Here is a 25,436-nt window from a genome sequence, read left to right as displayed (position 1 = left end):
ACCCACACCTCCGTCCCCATCGGCCACCCCATCTGGAACACCCGCGCCTACGTCCTCGACCCCACACTCTCCCCCGTCCCACCCGGCGTCACCGGCGAGCTCTACCTCGCCGGCATCCAACTCGCCCGCGGCTACCACCACCACCCCACCCTCACCGCCGAACGCTTCACCGCCGACCCCCACGGCACCCCCGGCAGCCGCATGTACCGCACCGGCGACCTCGCCAAGTGGAACCACCACGGCCAACTCGAATACGCCGGCCGCACCGACCACCAGATCAAACTCCGCGGCTTCCGCATCGAACTCGGCGAAATCGAAGCGGCACTGACCTCCCACCCCACCGTCGCCCAAGCCACCGTCCTCCTCCGCGAAGACACCCCCGGCGACAAACGCCTCATCGCCTACACCGTCCCCGCAGGTGACCTCGACACCACCGCCCTGCGCGCCCACCTCACGGCCACCCTCCCCGAATACATGATCCCGGCAGCGATCGTCACCCTCGACGCCCTCCCCCTCACCGTCAACGGCAAGCTCGACCGCCGCGCCCTCCCCGCACCCGACTACACGCCCGAAGCGACCTACCGCGCACCCGTCACCGCACGCGAGGAAATCCTCTGCGAGGTCTTCGCCCAGATCCTCGGCGTCTCCCAAGTCGGCCTGGACGACGACTTCTTCGCCCTCGGCGGGCACTCCCTCCTCGCCATCTCGCTGGTCGAGAGGCTGCGGGCCCGGGGTGTACCGGTGAACATCCGCGCGCTGTTCACGTCACCGACCGTGGCCGGGCTCGCGGCCTCCGCCGGCACGGGCGAGGTGGCGGTGCCGCCGAACCTCATCCCGGCCGACGCGCAGGAGATCACCCCCGCGATGCTGCCGCTGGTCGACCTCACCACCGACGAGATCGCGCGGATCACCGCGACCTTCCCCGGCGGGGCGCCGAACATCGCGGACATCTACCCCCTGGCCCCGCTCCAGGAAGGCATCCTCTTCCACCATCTGATGAACTCCGGTGGCAGCGACCCCTATGTCATCCCGACCACACTGACCTTCGACTCCCGCGAACGGCTGGACACCTTCCTCGGCGCGCTCCAACACGTCATCGACCGCCACGACGTCCTGCGCACCGCCATCCTCTGGGAAGGTCTGCCCGAACCCGTCCAGGTCGTCGCCCGCCACGCCCAACTCCCCGTCCAGCAGCACGAGATCACCGGCGACGACCCGATCGCCGCGCTCACCGCACGCTGCGCGGCCACCATGGACCTCACCCGCGCACCGCTGCTCCGCGCCCACATCGCCGCCGAACCCACCAGTGACCGCTGGCTCATGCTCCTCCAGCAGCACCACGTCACCACGGACCACACCGCCCTGGAGGTGCTGCTCGGCGAGATCAACGCCGTGCTCGCCGGCCGGCTGGACGAACTGCGCCCGCCAGTACCGTTCCGCGAGTTCGTCGCCCAGGCCCGGCTCCAGGTCTCCCGTGAGGAACACGAGCGCTTCTTCACCAAGCTCCTCGGCGACGTCACCGAATCCACCGCCCCCTTCGGCCTGTCGGACGTCCGAGGGAGCGCGACCGGCGTGACCGAGGCCCAGCGCCTCGTGGACGCCGAGCTCGCCACCAGGGTCCGTGAGCAGGCCCGCCTGCTGGGAGTCAGCCCGGCAACCGTCTTCCACACCGTCTGGGCCCGCGTGGTCGCGGCGACCTCGAACCGGGACGACGTGGTGTTCGGCACCGTGCTGTTCGGTCGGATGAGCGGAGGCAGCGGCGCCGACCGGGCACCTGGCCTCTTCATCAACACCCTGCCCGTCCGGGTGCCGACGGCCACCGTCGGCACCGCGCAGGCGCTGCGCGCGATGCGCGGGCAGCTCGCGGACCTGCTGGCGCACGAGCACGCCCCGCTGGCGCTCGCCCAGCAGGCCAGCGGCATCGGCGGCTCCGCACCGCTCTTCACCACGCTCCTCAACTTCCGCCACCAGGCCGGGCAGCCCGTCACGGACGCCGGGTCGCCGGGCATCGAGGTCCTGCACAACGAGGAGCGCACCAACTACCCGCTGACCGTGTCGGTCGACGACCTCGGCACCGCGTTCACCCTCACCGCACAGGCGGTGGCGCCGATCGACGCCGAGCGGGTGTGCGATCTGCTGCACACCGCCCTCGAAGGACTGGTCGACGCGCTCGAAACGGCCCCGGACAGCCCCCTCGGACGCATCGAGGTCCTCAACCCGCAGGAACGACAGCGGATCCTCACCGACTGGAACGGCACCGCCACCGAGCCGGTGACGGGCACGCTGCCCGAGCTGTTCGCCGCCCAGGTCGCACGGACCCCCGACGCCGTCGCCGTCGTGTACGGGGACACCGAACTCACCTACGCCGAGCTGGACGCCCGCGCCAACGGCCGCGCTCACCGCCTCATCGCCGAGGGCGTCCGGACCGAGTCCGCCGTCGCCGTCCTGATGGAGCGCTCCGCCGACCTGGTCGTCGCCCTGCTGGCCATCGTCAAGGCCGGTGGCTGCTACGTCCCACTCGACCCCCGCTACCCCCTCGCCCACCGCCGGACCATCACCACCGAGACCGGCGCCACCATCGTCCTCACCGACACCGCACTACGCGACGAGGCCGCCGAACTCGGCCTCACCGTCCTCACCACGGACGATGGCGAGCACGGCATGGGCCTCGACATTCCTTGCCATAAGCGGCAGTTGGCGTACGTGATGTACACCTCCGGCTCCACCGGCCGCCCCAAGGGCGTCGCCGTCACCCACCACGACGTCATCGCACTCGCCACCGACGACCGCATCGCGTCCCCCGCCACGGAACGCGTCCTACTCCACTCCCCGCACTCCTTCGACGCCTCCACCTTCGAACTATGGGTGCCACTCCTCAACGGCGGCAGCGTCATCGTCGCCCCCACCGGCGACCTCACCACCACCACCCTGCACCACCTCATCACCAGCCACGACATCACCGCCCTCTGGCTCACCGCCGGACTCTTCTCCCTCATCGCCGACGACAACCCCGCCTGCCTCAGCGGCATCCACCAGCTCTGGACCGGCGGCGACGTCGTCTCCCCCACCGCCGCCACCCGCGCCCGCGCAGCATGCCCCGGCCTCACCATCATCAACGGCTACGGACCCACCGAAACCACCACCTTCGCCACCACCCACCCGGTGACCGACACCCCCAGCGCACTACCCATCGGCCGCCCACTGACCACCATGCGCGCCTACGTCCTCGACGCCCACCTGCACCCCGTACCGACCGGCGCCACCGGAGAGCTCTACCTCGCCGGCTCCGGCCTCGCCCGCGGCTACCACCACCGCCCCGCCCTCACCGCCGAACGCTTCACCGCCGACCCGTACGGCCCGGCCGGCAGCCGCATGTACCGCACCGGCGACCTCGCCAAGTGGAACCACCACGGCCAACTCGAATACACCGGCCGCACCGACCAGCAGATCAAACTGCGCGGCTTCCGCATCGAACTCGGCGAGATAGAGGCCGCGCTGGCCGCCCACCCCACCGTCGCCCAGGCCACCGTCCTCCTCCGCGAAGACACCCCCGGCCACAAGCGCCTCATCGCCTACACCGTCCCCACAGGTGACCTCGACACCACCGCCGTCCTGGCGCACGTGGCCGGACTGCTCCCCGAATACATGGTCCCCACCGCCATCGTCACCCTCGACACCCTGCCCCTCACCGTCAACGGCAAGCTCGACCGCCGCGCCCTCCCCGCACCCGACCTCACCCCGGTGTCCAGCCGCCCCCCACGCACCCCGCGCGAGGAGGTGCTGGCCACCCTGTTCGCCGAGGTCCTGGCACGTCCCCGGGTCGGCATCGACGACAGCTTCTTCGAGCTCGGCGGGCACTCCCTGCTCGCCACCCGTCTCCTCGGCCGCATCCGCACCGCACTCGGCGAGGAGGTGGCCCTGCGGGACCTCTTCGAGGCCCCCACGGTGGCCGGTCTCGCGGAGCGGCTGAAGACGGGCGGCGAGCTCGGCGACAAGTTCGCCGAACTGATGCCGCTGCGCCGCGAGGGCGAGCTGCCGCCGCTGTTCTGCGTCCACGCCGGGTACGGCGTCGCCCTCGGCTACAGCCGCCTGCTCCCCTACCTGCCCGGCCGGCCGCTGTACGCCCTCCAGGCGCGCAGCCTCACCCGGAACGACGAACTGCCGGACAGCGTCGAGCAGATGGCGGCCGACTACGTGGCCCACATCCGCCGGATCCAGCCGTCCGGCCCGTACCACCTGCTCGGCCACTCCTTCGGCGGCCTGGTGGTGCACGCCGTCGCGAGCCGCCTCCAGGAGCTCGGCGAGGAGGTGGCCCTGCTCGTCATCATGGACGCCTACCCGTACGCGACGTACACCGTGAAGGGCGTGGAGCGGGACGAACAGGAGACCCTGGAGCTCTTCCTGGAGATGTTCGAGGCCGAACGCCCGAGCCCCGAGGGCAGGCCGCTCGACCGGGACGAGGTGCTGCAGACCCTGGTGGACAGTTCGGCCTCGGCCTTCACGGCCGACGACCTCGCCGCGATGGGAGACGCCTGGGAGCGCCACACCCGGATGATGCGGGCCTTCGATCCCGGCCACGTCCGAAGCGACGTGCTGTTCTTCACCGCCACCCGCGAGCGGCCCGAGGGCACCCCGTCCGCGACCGCGTGGGGCCCCCACATCGACGGCCGCATCATCGACCGCGACCTCGACGCCACCCACCACGGGCTGATGGACCCCCGCCACCTGGCCGAGATCGCCCGTGCCATCAACGAGTTCACCGCCGAGGAGCGCTGACACCACACCCACCGTCGCCCCCGCCGACCCGAACGCCGTGGGCCCCGCTCCTCCGAGCGGGGCCCACGGCGTTCGCCGACGGCCGAGGCGGTCCCGGCGGGTCCGCCGGACACGGTGCACTCGGCGCTCGACCTGGTGGGGTTATCCACACCCGGAGTCGGGGGGATGACCGGCTCACCCCGGGCGGGCGTCCCCGGAGATGCTGGGTACGGCACACATGTCCCAGCGATCCCACAGGAGTTGTCCCGTGTCCGAGCACGCACCGACCCGCTTCCGTTCCCTCCGCCCTCGGCAGGGCGGTCGACGCAGGACCGTGTCGACCGCACTCGCCGTGGTCGCCGGCATCCTGACGGTCGGAGTGCTCGCGCCGCCTTCCGCAACGGCCGCGTCCGCCACCGCCGTGTCCAGGCCGGACGGCGTTCAACGGAGCCTGAACGCGCTGGTGCGGGACGACGGCCTGCCCGCCGCGCTGGCCGCCGTCAAGGGCCGCGACGGCCGGACCCGCACCTACACCGCCGGGGTCGCCGACCTCGCCACCAAGGCGAAGGTGCCCGAGGACGGGCAGGTACGGATCGGCAGCAGCACCAAGACGTTCACCGCCGTGGTCGTGCTGCAGCTCGTCGGCGAGCAGCGGATCGACCTGGACGCCGCCGTCGACACCTACCTGCCCGGCCTGCTGCGCGGGGACGGGATCGACGGGCGTCACATCACGGTGCGCCAGCTTCTCCAGCACACCAGTGGGCTTCCCGACTACATGGCCTCCCCGCAGATGGCGGACTTCACCGCTGTTCAGTACCGGTACTCCGAGCCCCGCGAACTCGTCGACATGGCCCTGGCGAGCAAGGCCGACTTCACCCCGGGCGCGAAGTGGGAGTACAGCAACACGAATTACCTGGTCGCCGGCCTGATCATTCAGAAGGTCACCGGCCGGCCCGTCGGCGAGGAGATCACCCGCCGCGTGATCGACGAGATCGGGCTGCGCCACACCTACTTCCCCACCCCCGGGGACCTCACCGTCCACGAGGCCCACCCCGAGGGCTATTTCCGGAACCCGGCCGACGGATCCCTGCACGACTTCACGGAGATGGACTCGTCCATGGCCTGGGCCACCGGTGCGATCGTCTCCACCAACACCGACCTCAACCGGTTCTACACCGCGCTCCTCGGCGGTCGCCTCCTCGCCCCGGCTCAGCTCGCCCAGATGCGCACCACCGTCCCCGCCGACGAGCTGGGCCCCGGAATCCGGTACGGGCTGGGCCTGGAGAGCATGCCGCTGTCGTGTGGCGGCGTGTACTGGGGGCACGGCGGCACCACTCCGGGATACCGGACCCGTGGCGGCGTCACCGAGGCCGGCCGCGCCGCGAGCATCACGGTGACCACGATCCCCCCGACCGCCGCCGCGCAGCACCTGGAGGACGCCGTGGACACGGCCCTGTGCGGCTGATCTGATGTCAGCCGGGCTGTGGCGCGGTGAGCTGCTCCAGGATGTGGTCCGAGATGGTCCTCGGGTGCGGGCTCGGGGGTGGGGTCGGGTCGAACAGGTGCGTCGGCAGGTCCGGTCCCAGGTCCAGGGGTGGCAGCACGGGAGGAGCAGAATGCGGGTCCGGTGGTGGGAGCGACGGGAGCGGCTTGTCGAGGTGCGGCGGGGGTAGTGGCGGCAGGGGCTTGTCGACCGGTCCGAGCTCGATGTCCCCGTGCCCGGTCGTGCCGCCGACCGGCGGCCGTGGGCTCAGCCACCGGTTGTTCAGCCAGGACTCGATGTGGTCGGCCGGTGAGATCGAGAACTTGTTCCCGGGGTTCATCGCGCCGTGCCGCGTACCCCACGCCCCGGCGAACGCGCCGTTGGCCGCGCCGGAGACCCAGTCGCCCGACAGTCCGAACGCCGCGTCCTGTGCGGCGCCCTCGGCCATGCCGGTGAGCGCCCCGTAGCCGGTGTTCCAGACCAGACCGGCCGCGCCCTTGGCGAACGCGCCCGGCACATGGCCGGTCAGCCCGGTGAAACCCTTCCCCAGGCCCTTCCCCAGGCCCGTGCCGAGCCCCTTGCCGAGCAGCCCCGCACCGAAGCCGACCGCGCCGCCGATCGCGCCGTTGACGGCGGCGGTGCCCAGCTCCGATCCGTCGATCGACGTGCGGTGGTGCTGGCCCAGCTCGATCACCTGGGCCAACAGGTCGAAGCCGACCTGGGCCAGCACCGACTCGGCGACCCGGGTCACCGCGCTGATCAGCGCCTTGCGCAGGAACGCCAGCACGAGGGCCCTGGTGAAGGCGATCTCCACGGGCGCCGCCTCCGCGCCGCCGAACAGGAACAGGGCGGCGTCGATCGCCAACTGGACGAAGAGCACCACCAGCGCACCGATGATCTCGATCCGCAGGGTCTCGATCTGGTTCGCCAGGTTGTTCAGCGCGTCGGCGGCGGCGTCGCAGCACTGGGCGATGAGCGGCATCGCGGCGTCGTCGCCGATGGCGAGGCGGGCCAGGTAGGCGTCGAAGGAGTCCTTGGTGACGCCGGTCAGCCCCTGGTCGAGCTGGGCCTTGGTGTCGGCCAGGTCCTTGATACAGGTGCGGATGGCGTCGCCCGCCGCCTTCCACGCCTCGGCCTCGGCCCGCAGCGCGGTCTCGTTCCCGGTGGGCCACTTGTTGCCGACCAGGATCATCAGCAGGTTCTGCAGTCCGTCCGGCAGGGAGGCGTTGGGGGCGTCGACCGCCATCACGCACCGCCGGGGACGGCCGACGGGAACGACGCGGCGAGTTCCGTGGCGTGCTCGTCGGCGCTCCTGAACGTGCTGTGGGCGCCGCCGAGGGCTTCGGCGAGGTGCTTCAGGGTGTCCGGCAGCGCCTGAACCGCCTTCAACAGGTCGTCCCGCGGCTGCGCGAAGACCTGGTCGAAGCCCTGCCCGAGGGCCGGGTCGTCCCCCCAGGGCGCCGCACCGAACAAGGCGGCGGCGCTCAGGGCCGTCCACGCGGTGCTCATGCTGTCGGCCGCGTTGCCCGCGTCCACCCCGGCCTTGCCGAGCAGGGCGAAGTCGACCACCAGGGTGCCGTCGAGGGTCGGCAGCGGCGGTACCGGCGGCCCGGTGTACGGGGGGACCCCGGTGGGCGCGTTGCGGTATCCGCCGGTAGGGCCGGGGACGTCGGGCGTGGGAGGAGTCGGCATCCGTCCAGCTCACCGGCGTTCGGCGCCGGTCCGCCCGTTCTTGACGACATCCCAACGATCACCGCCCCCGCCCTGACGCCTCGTTGACGTCGACTCCACCCCTCAGGGGGCGCGCACCGCGCCGTCGCCGTCCCGATCCGACGGGTTCAGGCGCGTTCCTGGATGCGCGGCGCGGGCTTGCCGTCGCCGTGCGGGCCCGTCGTGTGCTGGAGGGAGTGCAGGATCGCGAGGCCCTGGCTCACGATGCCCGCCGCCATCTGGTTGACGCCGTCGCTGCCGTTGAGGACGGTGAGCTCGGCGCCGGACATGCCCCGGGCCGCCGCGTCCGCGAGGGCCGGGAGGTTCTCCACGATCCGGTTGGCCGCGATGAGCTCCTGGTTGCCGCCGCGCAGCGAGTCGGCCCGGGCGGTGTTGGCGTCCGCCTGCGCCTGGGCGAGCGCCCGCTCGCGGTAGGCGCTGCCGTCCGCCTCGAACTTCATCCGGTCGCGGCCGGCCTCGGCCAGCGTCCGCTGGCGGTACGCCTCGGCGTCCGCCGGGCGCCGCACCTCGGCCTCCAGCTGCTGCGCCGCCAGCGCGGCCCGGCGCTGGGCGAGCGCGGTCTGCTCCTCGATCACGTCCTGGGAGGCCCGGGCCTCGGCCAGCGGGCCGGCCTGGGCCGCGCGGGCCCTGGACTGCTCCGTCTCGGCGAGGAACCCGGCCCGCTTGATCGCGGTGTCGCGCTCGTACTCGGCCTTCAGCGCGGCCGCCTGCTGCTCCCGCTCGGTGGCCTCCTGGTCCGCCTTGGCCTGGGCGATCCGGGCCTGGCTGGCGACCGCCGCCGCGTGCGGCGCGGCGAGGTTGTCGATGTACCCGGTCGAGTCCTCGATCTCCTGGATCTGCAGCGCGTCGACCACGATGCCGAGCTTCTCCATCTCGCCGTGGCTGCCCGCCATCACCTCCTGGGCGACCCTGCTGCGCTCCCGGATGATCTGCTCGACGGTCAGCCCACCGATGATCGACCGCAGGTGGCCGGCGAAGATCCGGCCGACGAGCTCCTCCATCTGGTCCTGCTCCGAGAGGAAGCGGCGGGCGGCGTTGGCGATCGACACGGCGTCGTCCCCGACCTTGAACACGCAGACCGCCCGCACGGTGAGCCGGATCCCCTGCTGGGTCACGCAGTCCTCGGCGATCTCCGCCTCCCGCAGGGCCAGGGAGAGCATGCGGACCTTCTGCTTGACCGGCAGCACGAGGCTGCCGTGGCCGGTGACGATGCGGAACTGGGTGTCCTGCGCCTGGTGCTTGGACCCGGAGATGAGCATCGCCTCGTTGGGCGCGGGAACGTGCCAGAAGAACATGATCGACCACCTGACCTGCTGGGATTCGAAAGAGAAGGCCTACGGCGGCAGACGCTCGACGATCACCGACCGGGCCGAGATCTCGTCCACCACGACCACCCGGGCGTCCCGGCCGACCGGCTCCGAGCACCAGGCCGCGAACACCTCCGAACCGCCCCGGAGGGCGACCAGGACCTCGCCCGGACCGCCCGGAGGAATGGGCACCGTCACCTTGCCGACGGCTCCGACCGGGCTCTGCCGGGACTCGTCGACCGCGGGAACGTTCTCTCGCACCACCGGCGCCTCCGGTCACCACGTCCGCCGCACGTGAACCGTGGACGGTCACCGGCCACCACCGCCCCCGAAGGGCCGGCGCCGCCGGGGCCGCCGGGCTCGCCACGGGTCGAGGGCACTGTGGCAACCGCCGACGGCGGCGGTGCCTCGACCTCTTCCACGGTACTCCGGCAGCGGTCGGCCAGGGCCGGCGGGCGGATCCGGCCGGCCCTGGCACCGCGGGGTGCTACGCGTGCCCGCCCGAGGCCGACACCGGCGCCTGGGCGGTCCGGCCGGCGCAGGCCGCGGCGGTGACCGGACCGGTGAAGGCGGCCTCCGAAGCGAACAGCCGACCATCTGGACAGTGTTGTGGCGAAGCACCCGAGACGTCGGATCGTGGCGCTGTTGGTCGGCGCGCCAGTTGCCGAGCGCCTTCCCCCGAGGTCGGATGCGGGCCGACAGATGCGCCCGATCACGTCGGTACACGCCCCGGCGGCGCGGATCGAGTGCGCCGGAACGGGATGTGCTGCCGCGCGGGCGGCGAACCCGTCGTCCGTATCCCGTCCGCGGGCTTGCCGACCCGCGCGAGCGCTGCCGGACGGAAGACCTGCTCCGGCGCGAGTTCAGGCGCGAATGGAGTCCTGGCCCGGGCAGGTGCGGTCGCGATGCGGAGCGCGCGAAGCTCGACGATACTGAGCCAACGGGCGGTGACGGAACGTGTCGTCGACACCACGGTCCGACACCATCGGCCCGCGCACCGTCGTAGGCGCGGCGGCCACCGAGCAGGGCCGCCGGAAGCCACGACCGGCGACCACTGGCCCGGCGGCGTACCGACCGCCGAGCCCTGGACGGAGAGACCGGGAATGCTGAACCGACGAGACCTTTTGAAAGCCGTCGCCGTAGGCGGCCCGGCGGCTATCTTCCCATGGGACCGCGCACCGGGCGGGGTCCGGGCCTCGTCCCTCGCGCTACCAGCCCCGCCGACCATGCCGGCCGGGTCGGAGTCCGAGCGGTCGGTCGCCCGGATCGTCCCCTTCGCGCACGCCATGCCGGTGCCCCCGGTGCTGAGTCCGGTGTCGCGGACGGACTCCTCGGACCTGTACCGGCTGCGGATGGCCGAGACCCGGGTGGAGATCGTCAAGGGGCTGCTGACCACCGTCCAGACCTACGGCGGCAGCTTCCCCGGTCCGACCATCCGGGCGGTCAAGGGACGGGAGGTGGTGGTCCAGCAGACCAACGACCTGAGCGTGCACACCTCCGTCCACCTGCACGGCGGCCATGTGCAGTCGCGGTACGACGGCCTGCCGATGGACCTCATCGAGCCCGGCGAGACCCGCGAGTACCGCTACCCCAACGACCAGGTGGCCGCCTCGCTCTGGTACCACGATCACGCGCACCAGCTGGAGGCCGAGAACGTCTACCGCGGCCTGGCCGGCGCCTACCTGCTCAGCGACCCGCACGAGAGCGGCCTGCCGCTGCCGAAGGGCGAGTTCGACATCCCGCTGCTGATCCGGGACGCCCGGATCGAGACCGACGGCAGGCTGGTCTACACCGACCCGTACGCGTGCCCGCACATGCTGGTCAACGGCAAGGAGCGGCCCTACTTCGAGGTGGCGGCGTGCAAGTACCGTCTGCGGGTCTTCAACGTCTCGCCCAACCGCCACATATCGCTGCGCCTCGCCAACGGCGAACCGTTCACCCAGATCGCCTCCGACGGCGGACTGCTCGCCGAGCCGGTGAAGTTGGACGAGCTGACCCTGGCCGGCGCGGAACGCGCCGAGATCGTGGTCGACTTCGCCCGCTACCCGGTCGGCGGGTCGGTGGTGCTGGAGAACACGGCCGCGCTGGAGACCGAGCGGCCCGAGGTGCTGCGCTTCGACATCACCCGGACGGCCGAGGACAAAAGCCGGATACCGGATGTCCTGGCCACCCTGCCGCCGATCCCGCAGGCGACGGTGCACCGGGAGTTCTCGCTGGCGACCTTCCCGAACACCAGGATCAACGGGCGCAAGTACGACCCGGACCGGACCGACGTGCGGACCACCGTCGGCACCAGCGAGATCTGGACGATCCACAATCGCCTCACCAGTCGGCCGGCCGGGGTCTTCCACGCCCCCCACTCCTTCCACACCCACCTGGTGCGGTTCCGCGTGCTGGACCGTGACGGGGAGCCGGTCGGCCCGGCCGAGGCCGGGCTGAAGGACACCGTCGCGGTCCACCCGGGCGAGACCGTCCGGATCGCCATGACCTGGGGCGACTATCCGGGCGAGTACGTCTATCACTGCCACCACATGGTGCACTCCTCGCACGGCCAGATGGGCCGGATCGACGTGCTGCCCGCGGCATCGGAAGACCCCGCCCAGGAGTCGGACGAGGCCTCCGCCGACTCGCACCCGTTCTCCGGAGCGTCAGCGTCCAGAGCCGGTCGACGGCGACGGCGCAACCGGTTCCACCATGCGGGCCGCCGCCGGAGCTCGGGGCGGCGGTGGATCCGGAATCGCGCCCGCCGGTGTGGCGAATCAACGGCCACTCGGTGACCCTGTGTCAGATTGCGTCTCCTGCACGAAGCGTCGTGGTCGATCTCAATCGATGCCAGGGCACGCGCAGTGCGCGGCGATGACGCCACGATAGGTGGAACCTGGCCAGGCATGTTGGAGCTAGTGGAGACGTGTCGCAGTCCGGACAAGGTCGGCGACGGCTCTGGACCGGCTGTGCGGGGGCCAGGCGATGACGGTGGTGACTGCTGGCGCGTCCAGCACGGGCACGGCGGCGAGGTCACCGTGCAGTTGGGCTCGGCACGACTCCGGTGAGACCGCGCAGGCTCGGCCGAGCGCGACGAGCTGCAGCAACTGTGCGTGGTCGCGGACCAGCGGGCCGGGGCCCGGCGGGTAGGTGCCGTCGGGGTCGGGCCAGCGTGGCAGAGGCAGGCCCGGCAGGCCGGTGATGTCGGCCATGTGCACCTGGGCGCGGACGGTGAGCGGATGCCCGGCCGGCAGGACCACCACCTGGCCCTCCGTGCCGAGCTCCTCGGTGTGGAACCCGTCCGTCGAGTCGAACGGCCGGTGCAGCAGCGCCACGTCGGCCCGGCCCTCGCGCAGGAGTCGTGCCTGCTCGGCCGGGCCGCACAGGATGACATCGACGGGGACTGCGCCGGGTTCGGCGGCGTACGCGTCGAGCAGTTTCGCCAGCAGTTCACGGGACGCGCTGGCTTTCGTCACCAGAACGAGGCCGGGACGGCCGGTCGCGGACAGGGCGGCGCGGCGCGTCCGGCGCTCGGCGGCGTCGACCGCGTCCAGGGCCGCCCGCCCCTCGACCAACAGCACCGAGCCGGCCTCGGTCAGCGTGACGGTGCGGCTGGTCCGATCCAGCAGCGCTGTTCCGAGCCGGCGTTCGAGCTTCTGGATCGCCCGTGACAAAGGCGGCTGTGCGATCCCGAGCCGCTGCGCGGCGCGGGCGAAGTGCAGTTCTTCAGCGACGGCCACGAAGTAGCGCAGTTCCCGGGTTTCCATGCAATCACGCTACTCCGGATCAATACCTGGACGGTATCGATGCCCACCTGATCGGTGTTGGACCCCCGTTGGGCTCCGACGGCAGCATGGTCCCTATGAGCGAACAGACGATTGCGCTGGTCACCGGCGCGAACAAGGGAATCGGCTACGAGATCGCCGCAGGCCTGGGCGCCCTTGGCTGGCGCGTCGGCGTCGGGGCCCGCGACGAGCAGCGCCGCAAGGTCGCGGTGGAGCAACTGCGCGCGGCCGGCGTGGACGCCTTCGGTGTACCGCTGGACGTGACCGACGACGCGAGCGCGACAGCCGCCGCACAGCTGATCGAGGAGCAGGCCGGGCGTCTCGACGTGCTCGTCAACAACGCCGCCATCACCGGCGGCATGCCGCAGGAGCCCACTCAGGTCCATCCCGCGACCATCCGCACGGTCGTGGAGACCAACGTGATCGGCGTCATCCGCGTCACCAACGCGATGCTGCCGCTGCTGCGCCGTTCTGCCTCGCCGCGGATCGTGAACATGTCCAGCAGCGTCGGCTCCCTCACCCGGCAGGCAGGAACCGCTGCCGAGCTGACGTCGGGTCCGGTGGCTGTGGCGTACGCCCCCTCGAAGACGTTCCTGAACGCCGTCACCCTCCAGTACGTCCGGGAGTTGAGTGGTACGAACATCCTGATCAACGTCGGCTGCCCCGGCTACGTCGCCACCGACCTCAACGGCTTCCGCGGCGTGCGCACCCCCGAACAGGGCGCGGCGATCGCCATCAAGCTCGCGACCCTGCCCGACGACGGACCGACCGGCCAGTTCTTCGAGGACGCCGGCGTCGTGCCCTGGTGAAGTGCACGGCGGTCATCACCCGCTGGGTGAGGCGCCTTCGCCCGCGGGGCTCGAACAGGTTCATCGACTGTGGCGGCCGTCCCGGCCAACGCATCGGCGGCCGAGGCAACGCTGCGTACTGCTACTGGTTCCAACATGAATGGCAATTCACCGCAGGTTGCAAGCAGCGTGACCATGTGGTTCCAACAAGCGTGACCCACGAGATCCGGATCGCAAGGTCACCACACCCCCGTGGTTCCAACTACCGTGTCACGGCACATGACAGACAGTTCCGGTGATCTGGGCATGGCGCGTACGCGGTGCTGGTCGAGTGGTGCCATGGGTACTTCGACGCGGTCGGTGATCCGGTCCGACTCGTGCGGGCTGGACGAGCTGTTCGTGCCGTACGCGGAAGACGGGCCGGTGCAGGAGGAGTTGGGCCTGGCCGAGGCCTGGCGGCGACGGTGGGTCACGTCGTGGCAGCGCCGCCCTCGGCGACCGGCGGTGGACGAGCGGCGCAGGGCCGGCCGAAACCCGGGGCGATGAGGAGCGTCACGTCGCCCTGCCCGTCCCGGCCGCCGAGGAGAACGAACTCCTGTGCTCTCGAAGCCAGTTGCGTGATGGTTCACCCGAGCCCTCGGAAGTCCCACTGCCCGCCGGGTCATGGCATGCTCTGCCCATGCCACAGGGAGGATCGAACAGCCAGTTCTACATGGAGCGGTTGCCGACGGACATCGGATCCGTCGGGGCCTTTGCGATGGGAGAGCTCAACGAGAAACATCTCGCCCCCAAGACCGAACTAATTCGTGATGCCGCCAGAGCACAGCCCAAGCCTTACGAGGACATGTGGAGGTTTCTTTCCATGTGCCTTCCCGAAAACCTGCGCCACATCCATCCGAGTCGATGGAAAAAGTTGATCCAGATCAGTGCCGATGACGCAGTTTCACTCACGTGGGCACCGTCCCCCGAGGTCATCACCGCCCTGCTGGAGATCTCTTCCTCGGACGACAGGGTGGAGTTCCTGGAGGCCCATCGGGACGAGATCCAGGCCGACGTGATCACAAGCCTCGACAAGGTCGCCCACCCTCACCTCAAGGATGCGGTGAGGCTTCTTCGTGCTGCTGTCAGGGCGTCCGGATCAGGCCACTTCGAGGCCGCACAGGCACTGGCGGCAAACGTCCTCGAAACGCTGATGACCTCTCACGGGAACTCGTGGGTTCGGCAGGCGTTCCCCGAATTCCGGCCCTCCGGGTCCGGCCACTACAGAACACTGATTGAAGTTCTCACTTCAGACATGGAATGGCGCCATCGGTCTGTCGACGACTTGGTTCGATTCCTTGTCGTGGTCGGGTTGGGAGATGTGTTCGGGCCAGACGATGTCCAGTTGACCTTCAACCGGCACCTTGCAGCGCACCGTGCATCCGAGTACAGCTACCAGCCCCATTTCGCTCTGTCCGCGCTGCTGCTGACGCACGGTTTGCTCCGCGCCTTGGACGCCGACATGACCCCGCCTGAACAGCGTGCTCTGCCCTGGGGTTGGTGACGGTCAACGAGCCGAGCATCATGCCCCGCCATCCCATCACCTTGGAGAGTGACTGCCTCCGGGGGTGATCAGGCTCCACGGCACGAGCAGGGTGACGCCTTCACCAAGACGCTCATCGCCAAGCGCCTGTCCGGCTCCGCGCTCTCGCCGATGTCACCCTCGGTCACGAAGCTCGCAAACTATCGTGCTCCGCTCTCGCAAACTAACGCGCACCACCACCCCTCAGACCAGGGGTCCGCCCGGCCACGCTCGCAAACTACGGTGCTCCGTCTCAGCCACCGGCCGTCAACTCTCCTGCGCGGCACAGAAAATGGCATGCACGCCACTAGCCAACCGACCAGTAGCACCCCTACCGTCGATTTTCCCGTGGCTTCGACGGAGGAACTCCCTTGCGCCTACGCCCCCACCCCCTCCGCTTCCCGGCCGCCGCCCTCGCGTCGGCCCTGCTCGTCACCGCCGCCCTGACCACCACACCCACCGCGGCCGCCCCCGCCGCCCCGACGGCGACCACCGCCGCCGCGGCCGACTACTGCGGCGGCCGCTGCACGGACATCCTGCCGCCCGGCGAGAACGGCAACGCCACCCTCGCGGAGATCCTGCTCAACAAGATGTTCGGCAGCCGCCCCGCTCACACCGACGACCAGCTCGGCCCCTACTCGGCCCTCGCCTCCGGCTACCCGGGCCTGACCGAGGCCAAGCTGCGCGACTTCTTCAACGACGCCTCCTTCGGCGTCCCCGCCGACCAGGTGGCCAGCACCACCAGCCCGCGCAGCGACGTGACCATCGTCCGTGACAAGGCCACCGGCGTCCCGCACATCACCGGCACCACCCGCTACGGCACCGAGTACGGCGCGGGCTACGCCGCCGCCCAGGACCGGCTCTGGGTGATGGACCTGTTCCGGCACGTGGGCCGCGGGCAGCTGTCCGGCTTCGCGGGCGGCGCCGCCGCCAACCGCCAGCTGGAGCAGAGCTTCTGGCAGGCCGCGCCGTACACCGAGGCGGAACTGCAGCAGCAGATCGACGCCCTGGCGGCCCGCGGCGGCCGGGCCACCCAGGCCCTCGCCGACGCGAACGCCTACCTCGACGGCATCAACCAGTACGTCACGGAGGCCTACAACGGCCGCACCTTCCCCGGCGAGTACGACCTGACCGGGCACATCGACCCGATCACCAACGCCGGGTCGATCGAGCCGTTCAAGCTCACCGACCTGGTCGCCCTCGCCTCCGTGGTCGGCGCCCTGTTCGGCTCCGGCGGCGGCGGTGAACTCGCCTCCGCCCAGGTCAAGTCGGCCGCCGAGGCCCGCTACGGCAAGGACGCCGGGGACGCGGTCTGGAAGTCGCTGCGCGAGGCCAACGACCCGGAGGCCGTCCAGACCCTGCACGACGGGCAGAGCTTCCCGTACGCCACGGTGCCCGACGCCCCGCAGGGCGAGGCCCTGCCCGACCCCGGCTCGGTGGTCCCCGAGCGGATGATCTACGACGCCACCGGCTCGGGCAGCACCGCCGCGAAGACCGCCGCACCGGGCGTGCTGCCCGGCAACCTGCTCAGTGCCAAACACGGCATGTCCAACGCCCTGCTGGTGTCCGGCGCCCACACCGACGACGGCCACCCCGTCGCCGTCTTCGGCCCGCAGACCGGCTACTTCGCCCCCCAGCTGCTCATGCTGGAGGAGATCCAGGGCCCCGGGATCAGCGCGCGCGGCGCGGCCTTCGCCGGCCTGAGCTTCTACGTGCAGCTCGGCCGCGGCCAGGACTACGCGTGGAGTGCCACCTCCGCCGGGCAGGACATCACCGACACCTACGCCGTCCCGCTCTGCACCACCGACGGCTCCCCGGCCACCACCGCCGCCAACTCCTACCTGTGGCACGGCCAGTGCGTCCCGTTCGACCGGCTGGAACGCAAGAACGCCTGGAACCCGACCACCGCCGACTCCACCGCCGCCGGCTCCTACACCCTGGTGATGTACCGCTCCAAGTACGGCCTGGTCACCGCCCGCGGCACGGTCGGCGGCGCGCCCGTGGCCTTCACCTCGCTGCGCTCCACCTACCGGCACGAGGCGGACTCCATCATCGGCTTCCAGGAGCTCAACGACCCCGGCGCGGTGCACGACGCGGCGGGCTTCCAGCGGGCCGCGCAGGACATCAACTACACCTTCAACTGGTTCTACGCCGACTCGCGCGACATCGCGTACTACAACTCCGGCACCAACCCCGTCCGCGCCCCGGGCGTCGACGCAGGCCTGCCGCTGCGCGCCGAACCGGCCTACGAGTGGGCCGACTTCGACCCCGCCACCAACACCGCCCGGTACACCCCACCGGCCGAGCACCCGCAGTCCGTCAACCAGGACTACTACATCTCCTGGAACAACAAGCAGGCCAACGGCTTCACCTCGGCCGGCTTCGGCAACGGCTCGGTGCACCGCGGCAACCTGCTCGACGACCGGGTCAAGGCGCTGCTGAAGGACGGCGGCAGGGCGAGCCGGGTCTCGCTCACCCAGGCCATGGAGAGCGCCGCCCTCGCCGACCTGCGCGCCGAGGACGTCCTGCCCGACCTGATCCGGGTGCTGCGCAGCGCCCCGGTCACCGACCCGGCCACCGCCACCGCGCTGCAGCAGCTGGAGGCCTGGCTGGCCGACGGCGCCCAGCGGAAGGAGACCTCGGCCGGCAGCCACAGCTACGCCGACGCCACCGCGATCCGCGTCATGGACGCCTGGTGGCCGCTGGTCGCCGAGGGCGTGATGCGGCCCGGTCTCGGGGACCAGCTGTTCACCGCGCTGACCGGCGCCCTGCAGATCAACGAGTCGCCCTCCGGCGGGCAGACCGGCCCCGGCGGCGGCCCGGTGAGCGCCAACGAAGCCATCCCGCACAAGGGTTCGGCCTTCCAGTACGGCTGGTGGAGCTACCTGGACAAGGACCTGCGGTCCGTCCTCGGCGACCAGGTGGCCGGCCCGCTGGCCCGCCCGTACTGCGGCGGAGGCGACCTGGCGGCCTGCCGGGGCGTGCTACTCGACACCCTGAAGCGGGCGGCCGCCCAGACCCCGGCCCAGGTCTACCCGGGCGACACGGACTGCTCGGCCGGCGACCAGTGGTGCGCCGACACGATCATCCAGCGCCCGCTCGGTGGGGTCACGGACGCCAAGACCACCTGGCAGAACCGGCCGACCTACCAGCAGGTGGTGCAGTTCCCCGGCCACCGGTGAGCCACTGTGCCGGCCGCCGGCGCCCTGCCCCGGAGGGGGCGGGGCGCCGGCGGCCACGGTCGTCCCCGCCGTCACGGCGTCCTCGGCGGCTGCTTCTCCGTCGGCAGGCCCTTCTGCCGTGCCTCCTTCTGCCGCGCCGATTCCTCCGCCTTGGCGGCCACCTTCCGTTCGTCCTCGCGCAGGTTCTCGGCCTGCTCGCGCAGCCGCTGGTCGGCCCTCCAGTACGCCGTGCGGGTGTCGGGGCTGGCCATCCGCATGTGGATGGTGACGGCCAGCTCCGCCACGGTGTCCACCAGCGCGGCGAGGGCGCCCAGCAGCGCGGCCTCGTCACCCTCGGGCACGTCGTCGCGGCGCGCCCGGGCCCGCGGGAGGGCGTCCTCGCGGATCCGCGTCCTGGCCTCGCGCACGGCGTCGGCCATCGCCTTGATGTCGGTGTCCATTCCGGCCCCTGTTCGTCGTCCGTCTCCGGTGTCCCGGTGAGCCTGCCCGGCACGCCCGGTCGGCACTCGCCCGGGAGGACCGGGCCCGGAAGGACCGGGCCCGGGACTCGACGGGCGGGGACGGGGCGCAGCACCTAGCGTGGTCCGGGAACGACCCGGGCACGCACCGCCACCGAGGTTGGAGCCCCCCAGAGTCAGACACCCCTCAGGCACCCCTCAGCCCCCTCGCAGACCTCCAGGAGGTAAGCCGACCATGACCGTCTCCCTGCCCGAGCTCACCGGGGACTACGTCCTCGACCCCGCCCACAGCCGGATCGGCTTCGTGGCACGCCACGCGATGGTGACCAAGGTCCGCGGCGCGTTCCACAGCTTCGAGGGCGCCGCCCACCTGGACGGCGCCGACCCGGCCCGCTCCACCGCGCGGGTGACGGTCCAGACCGAGAGCATCGACACCGGCGTCGAGCAGCGTGACCAGCACCTGCGCACCAACGACTTCCTGGACGCACCCACCTTCCCGACCATCACCTTCGTCACCACGGCGGTCCAGCCGAACGGCGGCAGCGACTTCCGCGTCACCGGCGACCTCACCATCAAGGACATCACCCGCCCGGTCACCATCGACTTCGAGTACACGGGCAACGCCGTCGACCCCTACGGCAATCTGCGGGTGGGCCTGGAGGGCGCGGTGACGATCAGCCGCAAGGACTTCGGGGTGACCTGGAACGCGGCGCTGGAGGGCGGTGGTGTCCTGGTCGGCGACAAGGTCGTCCTGGAGTTCGACATCTCGGCCATCCGGCAGAAGCAGTAGCGCCCGCCGGAACCCGGAATTCCGCCGGACCGGGCGGCGGTGGGCCGGTCGGACAAGCCCTAAGCTCCTGACATGGCGACAGACGGCTCCCTCGCAACCGGTCAGCGCTCCCTGGGCGATCCCACCCTCGACTACCCGCTGTGGCCCCCGCTCACCGCAGGCTGTCCGCGCACCGGCACGCCCGACCTCGGCTACCCCGTCGAGGTCGACTACGCCTACCAGAAGGCCGACGCGGCGGCCCTGTTCGCCCCGGCGGCGGACGCCGGGGCGCCACGCGGCGGGCTGGAGCGGTGGGCGCCGCTGCTGCCGCCGCTGCTCGCGCCGGGCCTGGGCGAGGGCGGCACGCCGCTGGTCGAGCTCGAACCCGGGGTGTACGTCAAGGACGAGGCCCGCAACCCGACCTGGAGCCACAAGGACCGGCTGAACCGCTGCACCACCAGCGCGGCCGTGGGCGTCGGCGCGCCCGGGATCGCGGTGGCCTCCTCCGGCAACCACGGCGCCTCCGCCGCCGCCTACGCCGCCCGGGCCGGGCTGCGCTGCGTGGTGTTCACCGGGCCGGACCTGCCGCCGGCCGTCGACGCGTTCCTCAACGCCTACGGCGCGGTGGTGCTGCCGGTGCCGTGGGAGGCCCGCTGGCCGCTGCTGCGGCAGGTCGTCGACCGGCTGGGCCTGCACCCGGTCAGCAACCTGACCGCCACCCACACCGGGCACGCGTACGGCCCCGAGGGCTACAAGACCGTCGCCTACGAAATCTTCCGGGACATCGGCGTACCGAGCGCGGTGTTCGTGCCGACCGGGTACGGGGAACTCCTCTTCGGCGTCTGGAAGGGCTTCAGCGAACTGCACCGACTCGGCCTGGCCGACCGGGTGCCGCGCATCCACGCCTGCGAGTCCGCGGCCGGCGCGCCGCTCGCCCAGGCCGTCCGCCAGGGCCTCCCGGCGGCGCGGGTGGCGGTGGGGCCGAGCGAGGCGTACTCGATCGGCTCCCCGGTCAGCGGCTACCGGGGCGTGGTCGCCGTCCGCGCGAGCGGCGGCCGGGCGCTGACCCTGGACGACGGCCAACTCGCCGCCGCCCAGGCCGAACTGGCCCGAGCCGGGCTCTGGACGGAACTGTCCGCGGCGGCCGGCCTCGCCGGGCTGCGCAGCCTGCACGGCGAGGGCCCGGTGGACGGTCCGGTGGTCTGCGTGTCGACGTCCAGCGGCTTCAAGGACCGGGGCGTCGGCACCCGGTCGACCGAGCCGGTCACCCCGGAGTGGGAGGACGTCCGCCACCGACTGCACGCCGCCGGCATCCGCGGCTGACCCCCGACGACCGGCGTTGGAGGCCTGCTGTTCGCCGCCCGGTCCGCTGACGGAGGGTCGGCGTTCGCCGGGGCCGCCCAGGCTGGTCCGGATCCGCACCGCCCCCGTCCTCTCCGCGCGTCGAAGGGCTGTCACCGTGACCCGTTCTCCCCGCCGTCTGCTGCCGCTGGCCGTCGCCGTCGCGGCGGTGCCCGTGCTCGCCCTGCCGGTCGTCCCGGCCGCCGCGGCCTCCTACGGCACTCCGACCATCGCCTTCTCGGCCGGGTACCTGTCCGGCGCCGTCGGCGCCACCGGCGACCCGACCGTGGCCGTCACGGTCGCGCAGAGCGGGGCCACCGCCTCGGCGCTGACCGTCGCCGCCTCCGCGAGCACCCGCAGCGCCGTCGCGCGGACCGGCGACGTGGCGGTGACCGGCACCGGCGGCACCCGCACCCTGACGGTCGCCGCACAGGGCGTCGGCTACACCGACCTCACCATCAAGGTCACCGGCCTGGGCGGCAAGACCGCCACCCGCACCCTGCACTACGCCGCCTCCCCCGCCGTCCAGTACGCGGCCGCCAGCCGCTACCTGACCGGCTCCAGCGACGCCTCGGCCGCGGTGGACGCGGGCGGCGGCTACATCCTGGTCGGCGACGACGAGTCCAACGTGCTGCGGCTGTACGACCGCAACAACTCCGGTGCGCCGATCCGCACCTGGGACTTCAGCGACGCACTCGGCGTCTCCAAGGAGATCGACATCGAGGCCGCCACCCGGGTCGGCGACACCATCTACTGGACGGGCTCGCTCGGCAACAACAAGGACGGCCAGGTCAAGCCCGACCGGCACACCCTGTTCACCACCACCGTCACCGGCTCGGGCGCCAACACCCAGCTCTCCCTGGCCGGTTCGTACCACGGCCTGCGCGACGACCTGATCGCCTGGGACTCCGCCCACGGCGACCGCTACGGCTTCGCCGCGGGCGCGGCGGACGGGCAGGCTCCCAAGCAGATCGACGGATTCAACGTCGAGGGCCTGGAGTTCGCCCCCGGCAGCAGCACCACCGCGTACATCGGCTTCCGCGCGCCGCTCACCCCGGCGGTCACCGGCGGCCGGGCGCTGCTCGTGCCGGTCACCAACCTCCCGTCGCTGCTGGACGGTTCGGCCGCACATGCGACCTTCGGCGAGCCGATCGAGCTGGACCTCGGCGGGCTCTCGATCCGCGACCTGCGCCGCAACGACCTCGGCCAGTACCTGATCGTGGCCGGCTCCTGGGCCGCCGAGGACAACTCCGCCCCGTACGCCCTCTACCGCTGGAACGGGCAGCCGGGCTCGAAGCCGGTCAAGCTGCTCGACCTGCCGACCAGCGACGCCGGCGCCTGGGAGGCCGTCCCGGACGTGCCGAACCTCGACACCCCCGGCGCCCGCGCCCAGCTGATCACCGACGACGGCTCCGCCGACCTCTACAACGACGGCACCGCCGCCAAGGACCTCACCCACCCGGAGTGGAAGAAGTCCCGCAGCACCTGGTTCACCCTGAACTGAGCACCACGGCACCGGGGCGGGCGCGCGAGGGCGCCCGCCCCGGTGCCGGCCCGTCCTGGTCTCAGACCTCGACCAGCACCTTGCCCCGGTTCGCGGAGCGGTCGACGTACAGGCTGCGGTAGACCGACGGGATGTTGTCGAAGCCCTGGTGGACGGTCTCCTGGTAGTCGAGGTCGCCGCTGCGCACCAGGGCGCCCAACTCCCGTCGCAGCGCCGCCCAGTTCTCCTCGGTGAACCACTCCAGCGAGAAGATGCCGCGGATGGTGGTGCGCGGGAACATGATCATCGGCAGCAGCCGCGGGCCCGCCCAGTCGCCGCCGACCTGGCTCCCCCACTGCCAGCAGACGGCCACCCGGCTGTCGACGGCGAGCATCGTGAAGGCCACGTCGGTGAGCGCACCGCCGAGGCTGTCGAAGTAACGGTCGATACCGTCCGGGGCGAGCACGGCGAGCTCCTCCCGCAGCTTCTCGGGGTCGTCGCCGTCGCGGTAGAGCAGCGCGGCGTCGAAGCCCAGGTCGAGCAGCCGGGCGACCTTGGCCGGGGTGGCGGTGGTACCGATGACGCGGGCGCCGCGGTGCTTGGCCAGCTGGCCGACCAGCGAGCCGACGGCCCCGGAGGCCCCGCTGACCAGCACGGTGTCCCCGGGGCGGACGTCCAGGAACTTCTCCGTCGTGCCCCAGGCCGTCATCCCGGGGCCGCCGAGCACGCCGAGGGCGGTGGAGAGCGGCAGGGCCTCGTCGTAGTCGCCCCGGTCGAGCCGCCGGTAGGCGGGGAACACCATCGGGAAGGTGCCGGTCTGCCAGAGCGCGGGGGCACCGTTGCTGATCACGTGACTGCGCCAGCCGCCGAAGCCCTGGACCAGGTCGCCGACGGCGAAGGGCGCGGCCGGCCCGGCCTCCAGGACCTCCATGATCGAGTCCGCGCCCATGTGGTCGCCGATCGGGGTGTCCAGGGCGATCCCCTGCAGGTACGGGTCGACCGAGACGTACCGCGTCCGCAGCAGCATCTCGTCCGCGGCGAGGCTGACCTCCACCTCCTCGACGACCTTCCGGTACATCCGCTCGACATCCGGGACGCCGTCCACGTGCTCGCGGACGATCCACTTCTCGATCCTCATGAGGTGACTCCAAACTGTCGGTCGACGGGCCCGACAGGTTCGACGAGCAGGGTGGGCGGCGGAGCGGTGTCGTCCACCGTGGCGGTGAACGGCCTGCCGTCGTCGCGGCAGACGAACTGGACCACGTGCCGACCTGCGGCGGCCGCGCGGATCAGGCCGCCGGTCGTCGCCCAGACACCGGAGAGGTAGAAGTTCGCCAGGCCCGGCAGCCCGGGTCCGTTGCGCTTGATCTCCTCCTCCAGGGTCTCGCCGCTCTCGACGAAGGGCTGCCAACCGAGCACCGTGCCGTCGTAGTTGCCGGTGTAGCGCACCTGGGTGAGCGGGGTGGAGACGTCCTTGACGGCCACCGCGTCCCGCAGGCCCGGGTGGTGTCCGTCCAGGAAGTCGATGACGGCGTCCCGCACCCGGCGCTTCTCCCGCTGGTACTCGCGGCCCCGGCCCACCGGCAGGGTGTGCAGTTCCTCCCCTCGCCGCATCCGGGGCGCCTGCTCGGGCCCGGTGCTCAACTCCCGCCAGGGGGCGATGTCGCAGAAGTAGCTGGCGTACACGACGGTCGTCGCGGCGGGCGACAGCTCGGGGTAGTGGCGGCTGCGGAACTGGATGTTGATGCTGGGGTGCCGGATTCCGGTGAGCCGCTCGGCGACCTCGTCCTCCAGCAGGTAGGTGGTGCACGGGTCGCCCGCCGGGAAGGGGCGGCGCAGACCGAGGAAGACGGTCAGGTAGCCGGGGAAGACCATGCCGGGCTCGGTGATGGTCCGGGTGTACAGGCGGCGGTAGGTGTCGTTGAGGTAGCGGCCCTTGAGCAGGTCCAGCATGGTGGTGCGCCCGTCGCAGGCCGCCACCACGATGTCGGCGCGCACCTCCCGGCCGTCGCTCAGCCGGACCCCGACGGCCCGGTCGTCCTCGACCAGGATCTCGGTCACCTTGGTGTTGTACGTGATCTCGCCGCCGAGCCGCCGGTAGCGCTCCTCGATCGAGCGGGCCAGCCCGAGCGATCCGCCCTCCGGCACCCCGGCGGACAGCCCGGCGTGCGAGGCGAGTTGGAAGTAGCTGGGCAGCACCGGGAAGTTCGGGTGCTTCTCGTAGAGGATGAAGTTGAACGCCTCGCGCAGCAGCGGGCTGCTGAACCGCGCCGAGTAGTCGCTCATCAGCACGGTGATCGAGCGGCGGATGACGTTGAAGTACGGCAGGAAGGAGGCCAGCATCCGCCAGCGCTCCCAGCGGCCCATCAGTCCGACCGGCTTGAGGAAGGGGTAACGGGCCAGGGCCAGCCGGAACGTGCGCAACCCTGCGCAGAACTGCCGAATCTGGCGGGCGTCCTCCGGGGCGAGGTCGAGCAGGTGCGCTTCGAGGCGGTCCGGGTCGGAGTAGAAGTAGACGGCCCGGCCGTCCCGGGTGCGCACCACGTTGAAGACGTCGAAGTTGCGCATCAGCTTGCCCTGCAGTGCGCCGAGTTCGAGCCAGATCTGGTGCATCTCGTTGCCGGGGCCGCTGCCGAGCAGCCAGCTCACGCAGCAGTCGAAGGTGAACTCGCCCCGGTCCCAGGCGGTGCAGCAGCCGCCGGGCAGCTCGTGCATCTCCAGGACTCTGGTGCGGTAGCCGTTCATCTGCGCGTAGCAGCCGGTGGACAGGCCGCCGAGCCCGCCGCCGACGATCACCATGGTCTGCCTGCT

At 71.6% G+C, this 25,436-nt stretch carries 17 protein-coding genes; 9 read left to right on the top strand and 8 right to left on the bottom strand.

The window, feature by feature from the left end:
- Both ACIOJE_RS37795 and ACIOJE_RS37790 read left to right on the top strand, forming a co-directional pair.
- A partial coding sequence (locus ACIOJE_RS37795) for an amino acid adenylation domain-containing protein (protein ID WP_400782825.1) occupies positions 1-4,776 on the top strand: 4,776 nt, incomplete at its 5' end.
- Between the two features lie 313 nt (positions 4,777-5,089).
- Positions 5,090-6,220: a serine hydrolase domain-containing protein gene (locus ACIOJE_RS37790; protein WP_280685182.1), complete on the top strand. Its 1,131-nt coding sequence runs from the start codon at positions 5,090-5,092 to the stop codon at positions 6,218-6,220.
- Between the two features lie 7 nt (positions 6,221-6,227).
- Here the strand turns inward: ACIOJE_RS37790 and ACIOJE_RS37785 are convergent, their stop codons facing one another.
- The 4 genes from ACIOJE_RS37785 to ACIOJE_RS37770 all read right to left on the bottom strand — a co-directional run bounded on the left by ACIOJE_RS37785 (position 6,228) and on the right by ACIOJE_RS37770 (position 9,537).
- Positions 6,228-7,484 (bottom strand): hypothetical protein, encoded by a 1,257-nt coding sequence (locus ACIOJE_RS37785; RefSeq protein ID WP_400782823.1) that lies wholly within the window; start codon positions 7,482-7,484, stop codon positions 6,228-6,230.
- Positions 7,484-7,930 (bottom strand): hypothetical protein, encoded by a 447-nt coding sequence (locus ACIOJE_RS37780; protein ID WP_280685185.1) that lies wholly within the window; start codon positions 7,928-7,930, stop codon positions 7,484-7,486. The genes ACIOJE_RS37785 and ACIOJE_RS37780 overlap by 1 nt, the downstream gene beginning before the upstream one ends.
- A gap of 146 nt (positions 7,931-8,076) precedes the next feature.
- The gene (locus ACIOJE_RS37775; RefSeq protein ID WP_280685186.1) at positions 8,077-9,264 is read right to left on the bottom strand and encodes a flotillin family protein; all 1,188 of its coding nucleotides are present in this window, start codon (positions 9,262-9,264) and stop codon (positions 8,077-8,079) included.
- A 39-nt stretch (positions 9,265-9,303) separates the two neighbouring features.
- On the bottom strand, positions 9,304-9,537 hold the full coding sequence (locus ACIOJE_RS37770) for a hypothetical protein (protein WP_280685187.1): 234 nt from the start codon (positions 9,535-9,537) through the stop codon (positions 9,304-9,306).
- Positions 9,538-10,502: 965 nt separating this feature from the next.
- Here ACIOJE_RS37770 and ACIOJE_RS37765 point away from each other — a divergent pair.
- Entirely contained in the window at positions 10,503-12,053 is a 1,551-nt protein-coding gene (locus ACIOJE_RS37765) for a multicopper oxidase family protein (protein ID WP_400782819.1), read from the top strand.
- A 120-nt stretch (positions 12,054-12,173) separates the two neighbouring features.
- Here ACIOJE_RS37765 and ACIOJE_RS37760 read toward each other — a convergent pair whose 3' ends face one another.
- Positions 12,174-13,025 (bottom strand): LysR family transcriptional regulator, encoded by an 852-nt coding sequence (locus tag ACIOJE_RS37760; RefSeq protein ID WP_280685189.1) that lies wholly within the window; start codon positions 13,023-13,025, stop codon positions 12,174-12,176.
- 95 nt (positions 13,026-13,120) lie between these two features.
- Between ACIOJE_RS37760 and ACIOJE_RS37755 the strand changes: the two genes are divergently transcribed.
- The 3 genes from ACIOJE_RS37755 to ACIOJE_RS37745 all read left to right on the top strand — a co-directional run bounded on the left by ACIOJE_RS37755 (position 13,121) and on the right by ACIOJE_RS37745 (position 18,574).
- Positions 13,121-13,852 (top strand): SDR family NAD(P)-dependent oxidoreductase, encoded by a 732-nt coding sequence (locus ACIOJE_RS37755; RefSeq protein WP_400782817.1) that lies wholly within the window; start codon positions 13,121-13,123, stop codon positions 13,850-13,852.
- A gap of 658 nt (positions 13,853-14,510) precedes the next feature.
- Positions 14,511-15,374 (top strand): hypothetical protein, encoded by an 864-nt coding sequence (locus ACIOJE_RS37750; protein WP_400782815.1) that lies wholly within the window; start codon positions 14,511-14,513, stop codon positions 15,372-15,374.
- 389 nt (positions 15,375-15,763) lie between these two features.
- Positions 15,764-18,574, top strand: a complete 2,811-nt coding sequence (locus ACIOJE_RS37745) for a penicillin acylase family protein (RefSeq protein ID WP_400782813.1) — start codon at positions 15,764-15,766, stop codon at positions 18,572-18,574.
- A gap of 71 nt (positions 18,575-18,645) precedes the next feature.
- On the opposite strand, the gene ACIOJE_RS37740 is transcribed toward ACIOJE_RS37745, so the two are convergent.
- Positions 18,646-19,014 (bottom strand): hypothetical protein, encoded by a 369-nt coding sequence (locus tag ACIOJE_RS37740; protein WP_400782810.1) that lies wholly within the window; start codon positions 19,012-19,014, stop codon positions 18,646-18,648.
- A 253-nt stretch (positions 19,015-19,267) separates the two neighbouring features.
- On the opposite strand from ACIOJE_RS37740, the gene ACIOJE_RS37735 reads away from it, so the two are divergent.
- The 3 genes from ACIOJE_RS37735 (at position 19,268) to ACIOJE_RS37725 (ending at position 22,646) form a co-directional block, all read left to right on the top strand.
- Positions 19,268-19,822 carry a YceI family protein gene (locus tag ACIOJE_RS37735; RefSeq protein WP_280685193.1) on the top strand — a complete coding sequence of 185 codons (555 nt, stop codon included), beginning with the start codon at positions 19,268-19,270 and terminating at the stop codon, positions 19,820-19,822.
- Positions 19,823-19,894: 72 nt separating this feature from the next.
- Complete coding sequence (locus tag ACIOJE_RS37730; RefSeq protein ID WP_400782808.1) at positions 19,895-21,124, top strand: pyridoxal-phosphate dependent enzyme; 1,230 nt, start codon at positions 19,895-19,897, stop codon at positions 21,122-21,124.
- A 136-nt stretch (positions 21,125-21,260) separates the two neighbouring features.
- Complete coding sequence (locus ACIOJE_RS37725; RefSeq protein WP_400782806.1) at positions 21,261-22,646, top strand: hypothetical protein; 1,386 nt, start codon at positions 21,261-21,263, stop codon at positions 22,644-22,646.
- 61 nt (positions 22,647-22,707) lie between these two features.
- On the opposite strand, the gene ACIOJE_RS37720 is transcribed toward ACIOJE_RS37725, so the two are convergent.
- Both ACIOJE_RS37720 and ACIOJE_RS37715 read right to left on the bottom strand, forming a co-directional pair.
- On the bottom strand, positions 22,708-23,763 hold the full coding sequence (locus ACIOJE_RS37720) for an NADP-dependent oxidoreductase (RefSeq protein ID WP_280685195.1): 1,056 nt from the start codon (positions 23,761-23,763) through the stop codon (positions 22,708-22,710).
- On the bottom strand, positions 23,760-25,424 hold the full coding sequence (locus ACIOJE_RS37715) for an NAD(P)/FAD-dependent oxidoreductase (RefSeq protein ID WP_280685233.1): 1,665 nt from the start codon (positions 25,422-25,424) through the stop codon (positions 23,760-23,762). The genes ACIOJE_RS37720 and ACIOJE_RS37715 overlap by 4 nt, the downstream gene beginning before the upstream one ends.
- Positions 25,425-25,436: the final 12 nt, after the last annotated feature.

The organism is Kitasatospora sp. NPDC087861 (assembly GCF_044742585.1).
Taxonomy (GTDB): Bacteria; Actinomycetota; Actinomycetes; order Streptomycetales; family Streptomycetaceae; genus Kitasatospora.
Note: the sequence above shows the minus strand (reverse complement) of the source record. Positions and strands in the feature narration are given on the sequence as shown.